General features: G+C 60.9%; 20 protein-coding genes. 4 read left to right on the forward strand and 16 right to left on the reverse strand.

The features are described 5' to 3' along the window. Positions 1-45: 45 nt before the first annotated feature. From EHW12_RS06150 to EHW12_RS06170, 5 genes are all read right to left on the reverse strand, one after another. Positions 46-660 carry an SAM-dependent methyltransferase gene (locus tag EHW12_RS06150; RefSeq protein ID WP_125050412.1) on the reverse strand — a complete coding sequence of 205 codons (615 nt, stop codon included), beginning with the start codon at positions 658-660 and terminating at the stop codon, positions 46-48. After that, positions 657-1,415: a PIG-L deacetylase family protein gene (locus EHW12_RS06155; RefSeq protein ID WP_003943643.1), complete on the reverse strand. Its 759-nt coding sequence runs from the start codon at positions 1,413-1,415 to the stop codon at positions 657-659. Before EHW12_RS06155 ends, EHW12_RS06150 begins: the two co-directional genes overlap by 4 nt. After that, on the reverse strand, positions 1,409-2,347 hold the full coding sequence (locus tag EHW12_RS06160) for an acyl-CoA dehydrogenase (protein WP_054826873.1): 939 nt from the start codon (positions 2,345-2,347) through the stop codon (positions 1,409-1,411). The genes EHW12_RS06155 and EHW12_RS06160 overlap by 7 nt, the downstream gene beginning before the upstream one ends. After that, entirely contained in the window at positions 2,344-3,048 is a 705-nt protein-coding gene (locus EHW12_RS06165) for a glycosyltransferase (RefSeq protein ID WP_042452319.1), read from the reverse strand. The genes EHW12_RS06160 and EHW12_RS06165 overlap by 4 nt, the downstream gene beginning before the upstream one ends. A gap of 233 nt (positions 3,049-3,281) precedes the next feature. Then, positions 3,282-4,049 (reverse strand): GAF and ANTAR domain-containing protein, encoded by a 768-nt coding sequence (locus EHW12_RS06170; protein ID WP_003943624.1) that lies wholly within the window; start codon positions 4,047-4,049, stop codon positions 3,282-3,284. A gap of 109 nt (positions 4,050-4,158) precedes the next feature. Here EHW12_RS06170 and EHW12_RS06175 point away from each other — a divergent pair, with 109 nt between their 5' ends. Beyond that, the gene (locus tag EHW12_RS06175; protein ID WP_037131016.1) at positions 4,159-4,857 is read left to right on the forward strand and encodes a HemK2/MTQ2 family protein methyltransferase; all 699 of its coding nucleotides are present in this window, start codon (positions 4,159-4,161) and stop codon (positions 4,855-4,857) included. Here the strand turns inward: EHW12_RS06175 and EHW12_RS06180 are convergent. Beyond that, entirely contained in the window at positions 4,814-5,863 is a 1,050-nt protein-coding gene (locus EHW12_RS06180; protein ID WP_054187567.1) for an iron-containing redox enzyme family protein, read from the reverse strand. The two genes, EHW12_RS06175 and EHW12_RS06180, sit on opposite strands and share 44 nt — an antisense overlap. On the opposite strand from EHW12_RS06180, the gene EHW12_RS06185 reads away from it, so the two are divergent. Next, positions 5,864-6,103 carry a CDGSH iron-sulfur domain-containing protein gene (locus tag EHW12_RS06185; protein WP_003943717.1) on the forward strand — a complete coding sequence of 80 codons (240 nt, stop codon included), beginning with the start codon at positions 5,864-5,866 and terminating at the stop codon, positions 6,101-6,103. It begins immediately after the preceding gene. A gap of 128 nt (positions 6,104-6,231) precedes the next feature. On the opposite strand, the gene EHW12_RS06190 is transcribed toward EHW12_RS06185, so the two are convergent. The 3 genes from EHW12_RS06190 to EHW12_RS06200 all read right to left on the reverse strand — a co-directional run bounded on the left by EHW12_RS06190 (position 6,232) and on the right by EHW12_RS06200 (position 8,253). Further along, the gene (locus EHW12_RS06190; RefSeq protein ID WP_003943666.1) at positions 6,232-6,435 is read right to left on the reverse strand and encodes a cold-shock protein; all 204 of its coding nucleotides are present in this window, start codon (positions 6,433-6,435) and stop codon (positions 6,232-6,234) included. 316 nt (positions 6,436-6,751) lie between these two features. Next, entirely contained in the window at positions 6,752-7,729 is a 978-nt protein-coding gene (locus EHW12_RS06195) for a YhjD/YihY/BrkB family envelope integrity protein (protein ID WP_003943713.1), read from the reverse strand. An 86-nt stretch (positions 7,730-7,815) separates the two neighbouring features. Beyond that, the gene (locus tag EHW12_RS06200) at positions 7,816-8,253 is read right to left on the reverse strand and encodes an STAS domain-containing protein (protein ID WP_042452313.1); all 438 of its coding nucleotides are present in this window, start codon (positions 8,251-8,253) and stop codon (positions 7,816-7,818) included. Between the two features lie 330 nt (positions 8,254-8,583). On the opposite strand from EHW12_RS06200, the gene EHW12_RS06205 reads away from it, so the two are divergent. Continuing rightward, the gene (locus tag EHW12_RS06205) at positions 8,584-8,832 is read left to right on the forward strand and encodes a hypothetical protein (protein ID WP_003943680.1); all 249 of its coding nucleotides are present in this window, start codon (positions 8,584-8,586) and stop codon (positions 8,830-8,832) included. Positions 8,833-8,848: 16 nt separating this feature from the next. On the opposite strand, the gene EHW12_RS06210 is transcribed toward EHW12_RS06205, so the two are convergent. After that, positions 8,849-9,568, reverse strand: a complete 720-nt coding sequence (locus EHW12_RS06210; RefSeq protein ID WP_223304625.1) for a SigB/SigF/SigG family RNA polymerase sigma factor — start codon at positions 9,566-9,568, stop codon at positions 8,849-8,851. Positions 9,569-9,627: 59 nt separating this feature from the next. Further along, entirely contained in the window at positions 9,628-10,062 is a 435-nt protein-coding gene (locus tag EHW12_RS06215; RefSeq protein ID WP_003943620.1) for an anti-sigma factor, read from the reverse strand. A gap of 237 nt (positions 10,063-10,299) precedes the next feature. On the opposite strand from EHW12_RS06215, the gene EHW12_RS06220 reads away from it, so the two are divergent. Beyond that, positions 10,300-10,737, forward strand: coding sequence for a hypothetical protein (locus tag EHW12_RS06220; RefSeq protein ID WP_164490552.1), 438 nt, complete (start codon positions 10,300-10,302; stop codon positions 10,735-10,737). Between the two features lie 9 nt (positions 10,738-10,746). On the opposite strand, the gene EHW12_RS06225 is transcribed toward EHW12_RS06220, so the two are convergent. The 5 genes from EHW12_RS06225 to EHW12_RS34565 form a co-directional block, all read right to left on the reverse strand. After that, the gene (locus EHW12_RS06225) at positions 10,747-11,064 is read right to left on the reverse strand and encodes a WhiB family transcriptional regulator (RefSeq protein ID WP_003943622.1); all 318 of its coding nucleotides are present in this window, start codon (positions 11,062-11,064) and stop codon (positions 10,747-10,749) included. Between the two features lie 185 nt (positions 11,065-11,249). After that, complete coding sequence (locus tag EHW12_RS06230) at positions 11,250-11,921, reverse strand: ANTAR domain-containing protein (RefSeq protein ID WP_003943739.1); 672 nt, start codon at positions 11,919-11,921, stop codon at positions 11,250-11,252. Between the two features lie 48 nt (positions 11,922-11,969). After that, positions 11,970-12,197 (reverse strand): hypothetical protein, encoded by a 228-nt coding sequence (locus EHW12_RS06235; RefSeq protein ID WP_241199113.1) that lies wholly within the window; start codon positions 12,195-12,197, stop codon positions 11,970-11,972. Next, entirely contained in the window at positions 12,178-12,723 is a 546-nt protein-coding gene (locus EHW12_RS06240; protein WP_003943731.1) for a DNA starvation/stationary phase protection protein, read from the reverse strand. Before EHW12_RS06240 ends, EHW12_RS06235 begins: the two co-directional genes overlap by 20 nt. Positions 12,724-12,807: 84 nt before the next feature. Next, the gene (locus EHW12_RS34565; RefSeq protein WP_003943664.1) at positions 12,808-12,966 is read right to left on the reverse strand and encodes a hypothetical protein; all 159 of its coding nucleotides are present in this window, start codon (positions 12,964-12,966) and stop codon (positions 12,808-12,810) included. Positions 12,967-13,146 lie beyond the last annotated feature (180 nt).

Here is a 13,146-nt window from a genome sequence, read left to right on the forward strand (position 1 = left end):
GCGCGGTTGAGGAGCCCCCACACTCCTCAACCGCGCACAGGTCTACTAGATCAGACCTTCGGAACGAGCTACCGACGGTGGTGACGGCGGACCCTTCACGAAGACATCGATCAGCACGTCCTCGTCCTGGTACGACGCGAACTGCGCCAACCCCGGCGTCTGGCGCACAGCCGAATGAACAGCGTCACCGTTTTGCGGATACTCCGGCACGACGTGACGCCAATGGGCGCACAGCAGCGTTCCGCCAGGCTCGAGATGCTCGACGACCTGCAGCATTGCCTCGATGAGCTTTTCGAAGGTCAGGTAGTAGCCGACTTCGCTGATGACGACGAGGTCGAAGGTTTCTTCGGACCAGTCGTCACCCAAGGCCCAGAGCCGAAATTCGGCGTCATGTCCGGTAAGCCTCGCACGAGCGCTCTCGAGTGCGGTCGGGACGATGTCGGTGGCGAGAACGCTGTCGCAGCGCTCGGACAACTTCTCGGTGAGAACCCCGATCGAGCACCCCGGTTCGAATGCGCGACGGTATCGAGGTTTCGGGAGCATAGCGACACTGAGTGCGTACTTCCGCTGCTCGTACCAGCGGGATTCGAAATCCCATGGGTCGGACTGTGCGGCATACATCTTGGCGAAGTAATCCGCGGGGAGTTCACTATCGCTCATACGAACACCGTCTCGTACGGCCTCAGTAATCGTTCCATCGCATGGCGGGGGAGGATGGGTGCATCCGCGGGATGATCGGAAAGCGGAGCGATCTGTGAAGTGAACTCATTGGTGGCAGCAGATTTCGCAGCCTGAACGTCGGAGGGCAAGGTCACCTTTCGTGCTCTTTCCCACGGGACTGCCGCATGATCCGGCGCGGCCCAATGCCACGCCCAGATGGGATACTCGATCAAGCGCGATCCAGTGTCCGCGCACGCCCTCGCCGCCGCGTCTCCGGTGGCTTCGTGGTCCGGGTGGCCGTCCCCGCGCCACGTGGAGGCGCACCAGGTATCCGCCGAGGAATCACCGAGAATCGAGCTGAGGCGGTCGGTCAACTCCTGTCGGTTCTCGCCGATCTTTCCGTCCGGGATGCTCAATCGAACCGGTGTGGGAATTCCGAGGACACGCGCTGCCCGATCCGACTCGGACCGTCGACGGCGTTCCATCTCGGGCTGAGTCACGGTCGGTGAATCGGGATGCGAAGCTCCGCCGTCGGTGACAGATACGACCTGAACACTGATGCCGGAAAGTATTGCCAGAAGAGCGGTTCCGCCCAGACCGAGTATTTCGTCGTCGGGATGGGGAGCGACGATGATCAATCGTGAGCATCCGGTGAGATCCAGTTCCGGAAAACTTCTTCCCCACTCCCGCCATGTCGATTCGGGAGTACCGCCGTCGTCGACAGGCTTCTGCGCGAACAGTTTCGAGTTCACCACGGCCGTTTCCCCTTGGCTGCAATCCGGCCCAGCTCGGCGAGATCCTTCTCGGCGTGACTCTGCCGCAAGTAGACGGTGAGATCGGCTACCCGTGCGGCGTGCGCGGCGTCCATGCAGAGCGGTGCGGCGCCGAGAGCGCGTCCCACCCGATCCAGGGTCTCGGTAGCGGCGCGCTCGACAATTGCGCGCACACGGAGTGCCCGCTGCATGGCCTCGGCATTTTCGTCGAAGGGATCCGCATCGACCTCGGCCGCCGCGACTGCGAGCGCGTTGCGCGCTGCGGCGAGCGCTGCATCGACCGCACCGAGGTGTGCGAGTACGTAGGGGTCTTCGCTGCTTGCAGCCTTGTCGTACAACGGATCAGCGACGCCGCAGGCGCCGCCGTACCAGCATGCAGCCACGCCGATCGCGCCGTGCCAGAACCCCGGGCGGCTCAGGTAGTCGCCTGCCGTCCCGACCGGTATAGCCGGAACCATGTCGAAGTCGACCGCGCTGGAGTCGCTTTCGGCCATACCGACGGCCTTCCACGAATCGGGAACGGGATGCACCCCAGGTAGTCCGAGCTCGACCGCGAAGAGGGAGGGGACACCGTCGACCAAGGCGGTGATCAGTGCATGCGTGCAGGTGTTGGCGCCGGAACACCACAACTTGCGACCGGTGAGCGTCCAGATCCCCACGTGCTCAGACGCATTCACCACAGGTTGGGGTGGCTCGGCCGCCCACACTCCCCACAGCTGCCCGGGTTCGGGATCCGGTCCGTCGAGTTCGGTGAGTATCGCGACGGCATCGGTGTGAGCCTCAGCCATCCGGCCGAGAACCACATTCTCCCGTGTGAGCTCTGCCAGGGAGGTCCACCGTGCGGCCGTCGCGCCGCCGCCGGGCAGCGGCAAGTACAGTCCACCTGCGTCCAGGAGTGTGTGTAGTCGTTTCATCGTGCCAGCTCCGCTTCTTCGTTATCGGCGGTCGTACCACCCAGGTTACGGATATGTCCGGCAAAGCCGCCCGGAGTTCGGCCGTCGAGACGCGCAGACGTGGTGACCGCAATGTCCTCTGCCCACGCGATACAGGCACCGGCCTCGCTCAACCGCCGGACGAGATCGACATCCTCGTCTTCTTCGAGATCGCAGAATCCTCCGACGTCCCAGTACATATCGGCGCGGACACCGAGGTTGGCACCGTGGACGTGACCGTGTCGACCATAGGGATGTGCGTGGTACATACGTTCGTACCGTTCGCGAACGGAGTGCGGATGGCCTTCCCAGTCCGCGATGCGAACGGTGCCCGCGACGACGTCCGCAGTACGCGCATACTCCAATTGGCGCGCAATCCAGGTGGGGCCGACCACCGAATCGGCATCGGTCGTGGCGAACCACGCTGAGGCCCCCAAATCCGAGCCGAACGCAGAGAAACCCGTCGCTCGCGAACGGCCGACGTTCTGATGCTCGACGCGGAGTACTTCCACCCCGTCGGGGATGACCCCCGCGGTTCCGTCCGAACAGTTGTCGAGGACGGCAACCACTCGGACGGGGACAACGCAAGCCGACGCCGCTGTTGCGAGTGCACGAAGGCAATTGGGGAGGTCTTCGGCTTCGTTGTGGGCGGGAACTACGACAAGAACCTGGTCGATTGGCACAGTGACGATCCTTTCCTCACCCTGGTACGGTCGGGTCTTCTTTCGTCCCGGTTCTCAACAGATAACCACATTTCGGACGAGTGCCGCCGCGCGACCGCCAGCAGCCGTGCAGGTCGAAAACTGTTTCGGTGAAACATCTCTGGATACGTTTGAGAGATGTGCCGGCGGGGTACAAGACGGGGTTTTGCGACTGTGCTTTCGGGTGCAAAACGGGGTTTTGCACCGAAGAATCTTCAGAACCGGCGGTGGCGCACCGAATCGACGAGCATCCGGGCCACCTCGTGCAGTTTCACGTTGGTGTGCTGCGATTGCTGAACGAGTCGGCTGAATGCTTCGTCGGCGTCGATGCCGTGGATGGCGATCAGCACGCCCTTGGCTTGTTCGATCTCGGCACGAGATTCCATGGCGCAGTGCAACTGTTCGATGTGCTCGTGTGCCTGACGCCAGCGTCGTGAATCTGCGATCGCCGCGCCCGCACCGGCGGTGAACAATTTCATCAACTCTTCGTCGAAGGGCTTGAACTCTGTCGAGGCGAATCCGTAGACGTTGAACGCGCCGAGAAGTTCGGTGCTTCCTTCGCCCATGGTGAGCGGCACGGACAAGTAGGACCGGACACCTTGTTTCCGGGCCTCGGCGGTGAATTCCGGCCATTTGTCGTCGTGATCACCCACCTTCGACCGAACCGACGACATGGTGCGCGCGGCGTCAACGCACGGACCACGATCGGCGGAATGCTGGGCATCGTCTATCGCGGAAAGGTAGTCCGCGGTAGATGCAGCAGTTCGTGGGCCATCGGCGGACAGCACCGTCACGCTGACAGCATCGGCATCCGGCAGCGCTTTGACCGCCGTCTCGGCCAGACGTTGGAGCATGGAGTCGAGATGCGCGTCCGTGTTCAGAGTGGACCGGAGTCCGGCAATCGCTTCGGCGAGGGTGTCGAGCGAATCTGCTGCGGAAGCAAACGCCGCGGCTCCCTGTGGGGTGTCCGCATTGCCTGTCATGATTCAGGTCTACTCCGCAAATTGCGGCGATGTAACCGTTCCAGGCGGTCTTTGCTTCGATGTTGCATGAAATCCGAGGTTCCTGGGTAGCCGCACGCAGCGATGTGCGATGTCGCCTGAAAAAGAGGAGCCGATGATGATCCTGCGTTTACCTGGTGTGTATCCACCGCAACACGACACGTCGTTACTGGCGGATGCGCTGCTGTTCGAGCGCCTCACCGCTCGCAGTCGGGTGCTGGATCTGTGCACGGGGACCGGCGCCCTCGCTGTCGCGGCATCCGCGGCAGGCGCAGGCCACGTCGTCGCGGTCGACATATCTCGCCGCGCGTGTGCCAATGCTCGTCTCAACGGGATCCTCAACGGAACCTCGATCGACTCCCGTCGTGGCGACCTCACCGAGGCGGTGCACGGCGAACTCTTCGATCTGGTGATCTCCAACCCGCCGTACGTCCCTGCTCTTGCAGATGATCTCCCTACCGCTGGAATCGAACGTGCTTGGGACGCAGGAAAGGACGGACGCGCCCTCATCGACAGGATCGCAGCCACCGTTCACGAGGTGCTCGTCCCGGGCGGCACACTGCTTCTCCTGCAATCGGTGCTGTGTGGGGTCGACAAGACCGAGGCGATACTCGAAGAACACGGTATGGCCGTAGAGATTTCAGCCCGGAAGTACGTTCCCTTCGGGCCCGTGATGCGCGAGAGGCGCACCATGCTCGAGGCACGAGGGTTGATCACCACCGGTCAGGAAATCGAACAACTCGTGATCATTCGCGCAACGAAGTCTTGCCCTTCTCCCAACTCGATGTGAGGTGATCGCCGAGAAGATCGTCGAACGCCAGGCACGCTGCGGCGCCGAACAAGATGTCATCAGTGCGGTGCGGCTGCGAAGAAGCGAGACCGCCGGCAAGATCCCGAACGGCGATCTGTTCGTGAACGGAATCCGCTTCCACGTGCTCGTCGTAGAACAGTGTCGCGCCCGAACCGAATCCGAGTCGGCGCAGTCCTGCGCTGTATCGTTTGCTCGGCAGCGCAGACGTGGTCTCGACAGCGCACAGGTGCCCGACCAGCGTTCCGAGATGGCGGCGATGAAAACCGAAGAGCGAGAGAGCATTCAACGACGCCAACATTACCGCGGGAACAGAATCGATGTAGTGGCCGTAGCGGTCCGAAAGACCTACAGCCCGCATGGTGTCGGCAAAAAGACGCGAATGCATTCGCTCTGCGCGACCGCCTCCGTACTCGTCGCTCTGCACTTCGACGAGGGCGGCCTTGACGGCACCGGAGAGACGCGAAATTCCGAGGGTGTGCACATCCGCCTCGCGGAGCTGATTGAGCGAACGGTGAATCAGCACCTCCGAGAACTGATCGATCGTTGCATCTTTCGCCATGAAGGACGCAAGACCTGGGCCTGCACTGGGGGCGGTCATCGACCAGAGGTCGGCCACGACGTCGCCAGACGACTCCACTGTCCCCACGAGTTGCGCGATGGCGGACTCGAAACGCTCTTCGAGCCGAGACCGCACCGCGAGCAGGTCCGGATTCCACTCCCATTTGTCCGAGACGTTCTCGATTCCCTGCAAATGAAGCTCGTAGAGGAGCGTCAGGGTCAGCTGAGCGTCGTCGTCACGAAGAATGTCGTAGGTGAGGTCGGTGGACTGTGCATCCTCGTACGCGTCAGCGGCAGCCGTGATCTCCCTCGGATCGGCCGAGGAGCGCAGAATGGAAACGAGAGTGGCGCTCAGTGGGCCGCGGGCCTGTGGAACAGGCATGGAAGTGGGCACACCAGTGGCCGAATCGAGAACTGAAGAGGACATATGACCGCGTTTCCCGAATCGTCATCTGCCGAAACACCGAGTGTTCCCGGTAACAACACCACCATAACCGCCTGCACGGACGGCCCGCTGCTGGTGCGTGGTGACTTCGAGTTGCTCCGTGACGACGGCACTCCGATAGAGAACAAGCGCTCTACGGTTGCATTGTGTCGATGTGGGCGGACCGGCATCGCGCCGTTCTGCGACAGCTCCCACAAGAAGAAGCGGGCGAGAGCGACGTAATCGGTGCCAATTCGGAACAAGCCCGACCCGTGAACCAAGACGATCCGGAAACCAAGAAAAGGCTGGATGCCGGCACCATGCGGTGCAGCGTCCAGCCTTTTCAGTCTGAAGTCAGACTGGGATCGAACTCAGATGGCGCGAACGTTCTGAGCCTGGGGGCCCTTCTGGCCCTGTCCGATCTCGAACTCGACCTTCTGGCCCTCGTCGAGGGACTTGTAGCCGCTGCCCTGGATCTCCGAGTAGTGAACGAACACATCCGGTCCGCCACCTTCCTGCTCGATGAATCCGAAGCCCTTTTCACCGTTGAACCACTTGACACTGCCCTGAGCCATAACCAAATTCTCCTGGATCCATCGAGCCGAGCCCTCCCATCGAGAGTCCGGTCTCACACCTGATCCTGCCATGCTCTTCTTTTTCTGTCTCCAATTACATGCATGGCGAGTTGCAGTATTTGACGGCTTTGTCCCGTTCCGGGACCACGTCGGAAGCAGGTGATTGTTCAACTATGCGCGTTCACCTGCTGTGATGTATTCGTCCCTTCGATGCAGCGTGAAATGACAACACCTGTGTTAAATCTGGATTCGCGGCGCAGAATGCCACCCCGATACCGAGGAGGGGACCAAATACCCAACTCGATCGGGGTCGAGATCAGTCCGAATCGTCGGGTTTGGTGTGCCCGTCGAACGTCACATGGATGTTCTCGTGGGGAACCGCGCGTTGTGCTTTTGCTTGATCGGCGAAGGTGCGCCGATCGCCTTCGATGAGTTCGGTGTTGTCGGTGAACGGAGCCAACAACGCCCGCGGATGGAGTTTGTCGACTCGCACGACGTTGATTTCCGCACACATGACGATCGAGGCTGCAGCGAGGAACAAGAAGGCCAACAAACCCAGAACGATGGCAAAGACGCCATTGGTGGTAGAGGCACCCCGCACCACAGAGGTCACATAGAGGGCACCGAAGGACTGAAGTGCTTGCCAGAGAACAGCAGCGGCGATCGCTCCAGGTGCCACATCGGCTACCGAGAGCGGGCGGGCGCAGGTGAGCCGGAAAGCGACGATGAAGATGCCCGCATTCAAGACGACTACCGCAAGGGTCAGCAGGAAGCTGAACGAACCGCCCAGATGAAGCGCACCGCCGATGTTGGAGACAGCGGTGGTCCCCAAGATCGCGAGACCGATCGTGCCGAGGAGTAGTAGCCCTTGGAGACGCCCGCGGATGGGATCCGGTCGCATGTTTCGGGGCACCGACCACACCGTGTTCATCGCGTTCTGGCAAGCCAGAGCGACACCGAGGCCACCGTAGAGACCACCGACGATTCCGATCACCAGACCCGTGACACCGCCGCCGATCTGTTGCGCATTGCCCAGGTCGTCACCGATCACCGGAAACTGATGCAGCGCGGAGTCCAAGATCTGTTGCTGAAGCTCAGGGTTGCCCGACAGCACGAAGCCGAGAATGGTCGAGAGCAACAGAAGAAGAGGAAAGAGCGAGACGAAGCCGTAGTAAGCGATCAGCGCGGCTAGATAAACACCTTGATCGTCGAGGAACTTGTAGAGGACCGCTATCGGGAACCCCAGGGCCGGATGCTTCTGTTGCAAGGCATCGAGGCGCTTGGCGATTGTCATTCTCGGTCTCTCTCAGCTCGTCGGACAGCCCGACGAACCTTAGTCGCTGCGAGCGCCTGGCGCTCGACGCCGGGGCAGCCGTGGCGTCAGGAGGCTTCGAGTGACTTCTCTGCTTCGTCGAGCGCGCGCATTGCTCCCTCGACAGAGTTGGTGACCGGGAATTCCTCTTCCGCCCGCGCCGCGCGAAGCAAGCGTCGAAGCGGGTGTGACCCGATCGCGGCCCACTGGAAGTCGTTGGCTCGCGAACGGGAGTTCAGCTCGGCGAACAGTTCGAGGCAGACCGCACCGACGAACAGTGAGTTGGACAAGTCCAGAATGACGCGAGGCCACTCCGCAGCGTACGAGTTGAGAAGTTCTCGTAGTTCTGGGGCGGAGAGTTTGTCGAGGTCGACGTCGACCCGGATCAGGACTGTCGAGGGCGCTATCCGCCAGGCCGCGAAACCATGCGTTTCCACGATCGGCCCCAATTGTGTTGAGGGATCGATGGAATCGATCGGTGTGTGGTCGAGTTCATTCAGATTCATGGCAGATCCGGTCTGTGTGCTTTCATCGAAAGGCTGACGACCGATCTGGCGGCGCGGAAAGTGAATGCGTCCAGGCGTGGAAAGCTTTAGAGCTCAATGGAAATGAACAGTACAGATGTGCGCAGGAAATACTCACCTGATCCAGAGCCTTGATGCGAACCGAGCGCCAGTGGCTTCAACCCCGGCTGTATTCTCAACCTCGGTACCGTTCAGTGTAGCTCGAGGGCGTGAATCGGTCCAGGTGAGAGGTCGAATATTAAGCGGTGCAATGTTTTTGGCTCGACGCTTCGGTATGGTGGAAGATCAGCGTCACCGGACGAAGGGAATCAGATGAACGACCGCGATGCACTCACGGCCATCTCGACCAAGCTCGACACACTGATCGGCGCGGAGACCAACGGTTTGCGGGACGAGGTTCCGCCCGGTTCCAGTGTGCAGCGCACCGAGCAGGACGGCGAGCACGGCCGGTGGGGGCACGATTACCGCCTCGCCAACAAGTATCTCGAGGCCCTCGACATCGGCCAGCCCGGTCTCATCGATCGAGACGAGCTGGAACGTCTTGCGCAGGAATACATCTGATCCTCGAGACGTACCTTCAGAAGATTTCACCCATCTCGGTGCGTAGCTGCTTCAGTGACTGAGTGAGGATTCTGGATACATGCATCTGAGAGATGCCGACCTTTTCGGCAATCTGGGATTGGGTGAGATGGCCGAAGAATCTGAGAACGACGATCGTGCGCTCGCGCTCCGGTAGTGCCAGGAGCGCGGGCCGCAGGGTTTCGTGATTGTCGATCCGACTGATCGCTTCGTCGTACTGTCCCAAAGTGTCTATCAGAGTCAGACCACTCCCGTCGCCGGCGGAAGCGGTGTCGAGCGGTGTGGTTCGGTACGAATTACCGGCGGTCAAACCTTGTTCGACCTCGTCCGGTTCGATGTCGAGTTCCTTGGCGAGTTCCGCGACTGTCGGTGCACGGCCGAGCGTCTGGGACAAAGTCGTGAGCGCCCGGTTGAGGGCAAGGTGCCGTTCCTGAAGGCTACGAGGCACTCGCACGGACCAGCCGTGATCGCGAAAATGCTTGCGTACCTCACCCATGACGGTCGGGACGGCGAACGACAGGAAATCCGATCCTTTGTCGACGTCGAATCGCTGCACGGCCTGTATGAGCCCGACGCGAGCAACTTGCTCCAAGTCCTCGAAAGGCTGGCCACGCCCCTGGTATCGGCGAGCGACGTGTGTGGCCAGGGGTAGGCACAGTTCGATGATCGAGGTGGTGATCTTTTCTCGGCTGGGATCATTCGGCGGAAGCGAGGCCATCGAGACGAACAGTTCGACAGCTGTTTCGTACTGGTCCTTCTTGTCCGGTGGGACAGCGGTCACGCACGCTCCTGGGGCAAGCCCTTTTCAAGCGTCATCGTCAGGGTGATGTGACCGTCCGCGTCGATTTCCGACTGTTCCAAGCGGACGGAATCGACCAGCGCTTCGAGAACGAACCATCCGAAGCTGTGCGACTTGTCGGGTATCTCGGAGTGCGCGATCACGGACACGACGGTCCGAAGTGTGCGGCCGACGGTGTCGAATCGGCAGGTCAGGTCGCTGGACGGTATCGCGTGGCCGATGAGGATGCTCGCGACTTCGTCCATCGCCAGAGCAAGATCGGCTGTTCCGTCGACATCGAGTCCGGTGTTGTTGGCAACCGTTCGGGTGATTCCGCGCAGAGTGGGAAGTTGAGAGTACGACGCGCGGACGCGGAGCGAGGCGATGGAGTCGTGAGTTAGTTCGGTTTCGGTCGGACTCGACAGAGGGATCAAGGGGCTTCCTGTAGGTAGATGTGGCGTAATTCCGGCGGACCGAGGCAAGGACCGGTACCGGCCGTGCGTGCCAGCCATCTCTACCCCGGAAGTATTCATGGCCTTGGATTACCCTTCGCCCGGCGAACTAACCCTCTTTACCCGAACTAGAGGATGAATTGTGAGACACATCACCTGTGGTGCGGACGTACCGAATCCTCATCTTTCATTTTCGCGTCGTTCGGGTACAGCCGCTTCATGGACACCCATTCGGACAGACAGATCCCCGTACACATACGACCGGAAGGTGTCACTGATGACGAGGTGAAGGCGGCAGGAGTGCTGTCGAACGCCCTTGAAACGGTGGAACGGGCACGCGGTGCTCTGTACGACTTCCATCAGCTGATAGGGCATGCCGATCTGATGCTCGACGAGGTCGTCGAGCTACTGCGATCCAGCGGCAACGACGACCTGGCCGATCAGGTCGAGGGCGAGTTGATGGGCCGGAACGTGGTCGAGGGGCGCTGGACTTTCCAGTTGGTCGAAGAGTTCGACGAGAACTACTGGTCGTTTTTTCGTGCATGCGAGAAAGTGGTGCGCGACAAGCTGGCAGGCGGAGTGCCGCACCTCTTCGAAGCCGAGATGAAGGAGCGACGCCGCACGCACGGTTTGCGGCACCACGAGGCCAGGCCCTGAGGTTCCTATCTACTCTCGTGAGCTCGTCGCGGCACTGATCAGTGGTTCAGTTCGAGCTTTGCGCAACGATTCTCGCTCGGTCGCCGTCATGCCGCCCCAGATTCCGTGGGGTTCCCCGGTCTGGATGGCGTGCACCAGGCATCTCTGCACGACAGGGCATCTGGCGCACACCAGCTTCGCCGAACTCTCGCGCTTCGCTCGCCTGGAGCCGCGCTCGTTCGTGTCGTCGTAGAACAGAGCGGGGTCGGTGTCGCGGCAGGTGCCGGACAGTTGCCAATCCCACTCGTCGGCAAGGGGCCTGGGAGATGTGTAGGAGCGCATGAACATGGACGTTCCCTTCGCTGCGTGACGAACTCGACTCGGATCGCGGATCCAGGTCGGGTGTTAAGGCAAAGCTCGGTCCCGCCGGCCTGAACCGGCGGGACCTTCGAGGCTCCTCCCTCGAGGGGGAAGATTTCGGGGGTACCTCTGGTCGGTCATTACCCAGCCGTACAACTTTTGAATCCCGGTCGTCAGGAATTCTTTTGATCCACGGCACGTCGTTCTGCTGCGGCGACAAGACCACCGGCGATGTCGCGCACCTTGACGTTCCATTCCTGCGACATCTGGACCAGAAAGTCGAAGGCTTGGTCGGCCGAGCACTCACGCTCGGCCATCAGTAATCCCTTGGCCTGCTCGATCAAGGGCCGAGAATCCAAAGCTCTTCTCAGTTCGTCATTTTCCGCGCGAAGGCGGGTGAGGACGTCTGACGCCGAACTGGACTGCTGAGCCAGCGGTCGTTGAACCTCGTATACACGATGAAGCACACCGATGACCCTGCCGTCATCATCGGTGACGGCGGAATTCACCGTATTCCAATAGCGGGTGACAAACATCCCGCTCCCGCGCTCGTCGCGCACGTCGTAACGCTGAGTCGGCAGTGCGTCCCGAGTTCGGGAGTGCATCGTGCGCTCGAATGACGTTGTCAACGAGAAGATTCCATCGGCAAACGAGTCGTCGGGATTGTCGGGGAAGGCTTCGAACACTTCCACTCCGTGCAATTGATCGAGGCTGCGACCGGATACGGCAAGGTATTCGTCGTTTGCGCCCTGGATACGAAAATCGCTGTCCACGAGCAGAAGAGAAGAACTGCTTGCCGCAAATCGATCGCTACGAACGATCGAGCGGAGAGTGCTCGAACTCATGATTGTGTCGTTTCTGTCCTGTCTTCGACGGTTGCGGCCCCTGATATTTCAGAAGTAGTTGATCGCGAGAACTCCAAGGGCGGTGCCTGCCACGATCGATCCGAACAACAAACGCTGCTGCAACACGAACATCTGATACTCGCGACGTGTTTGTGTCGACGTGCCGCGCGAGTCCGCAGACATGCTCTTGCCCTTTCCTGTTGTGGGGAGTGCGGTTTCGGCCGACCCCCGATCGGCCGAAACCGCGGACGGTGCATCAGTTCTGACGCGCCTCATTTGCGGCATCCTGCTCGGTGGACGCGCCTTCGTGTACGAGGCTGCCACCCGAGTTCTCGAGGTGAGCACGAACGAACCACTGGAACTTTTCCAACTGCGCCGTCTGGCCGATCAACATGTCCTCGGTGATCGGATCGATCTTGCCGACACTGTCGATTGCGGTGCGACTGTCGGTGATGATCCCGGTGTAGACGAGGTCGAGCGCAGCGAGGTGCGCACGAGCGTCGTCGCGGCCGACGGAGTAGTCGTCCCACGTTCGATCGCGCTCGATTGCTCCCGCGGTGCCCTTGGGTGAGTTACCCAGTGCCGCGATACGTTCGGCCACATCGTCGGCGTAGCCGCGAACCAACTCCACCTGGGGGTCGATCATCTCGTGCACGCCGATGAAGTTGGGGCCCACGACGTTCCAGTGAACGTGCTTGAGCGTGAGGTGAAGATCGTTGTAGGCGCTGAGGCGTTCCTGCAGAATATCGGCGACGGACGAACCGTCTGCGCTGCTCAGTCCCGGTACGGTGAACTCGGACATATGTTTTCCTCTCGTCTTGATGGGGATCGCCCTCCAGTGGGGCGGTCTCGCGCCATCGTCAATCGGATCGCGTGTCGGTCAGGTTCAGTGCGCGAGTGCTACTGGCTCCTCTGTCACCGGGTCGCCGTACATCATCGCGATTCGGCGCTTGACCTCTTCGGTTGTCAAAGTCGCACTTGCGACAGTGATTCCGATGCCGGTGGTGCTCTCGCCCTGTGTGGGCGGGATGTCGATCGTCGTCATCTTGCTCCCGGTGAAGAGTGTGCCGTGAGGGAGTCGGCTGAACCACCGACTCCGACGTCTGGGTGTTCTGCGCCTTCGAGCTCCAGTTATGGCGCTTTCAGGTGCTACAAAATCTATATCAGCCGATGTAGATAATTGGCAAGGCTACTTCGATACGCGGGCGAAGGAAAGCGCATTGTG

The organism is Rhodococcus sp. NJ-530, assembly GCF_003860625.1.
GTDB lineage: Bacteria > Actinomycetota > Actinomycetes > Mycobacteriales > Mycobacteriaceae > Rhodococcus_F > Rhodococcus_F qingshengii.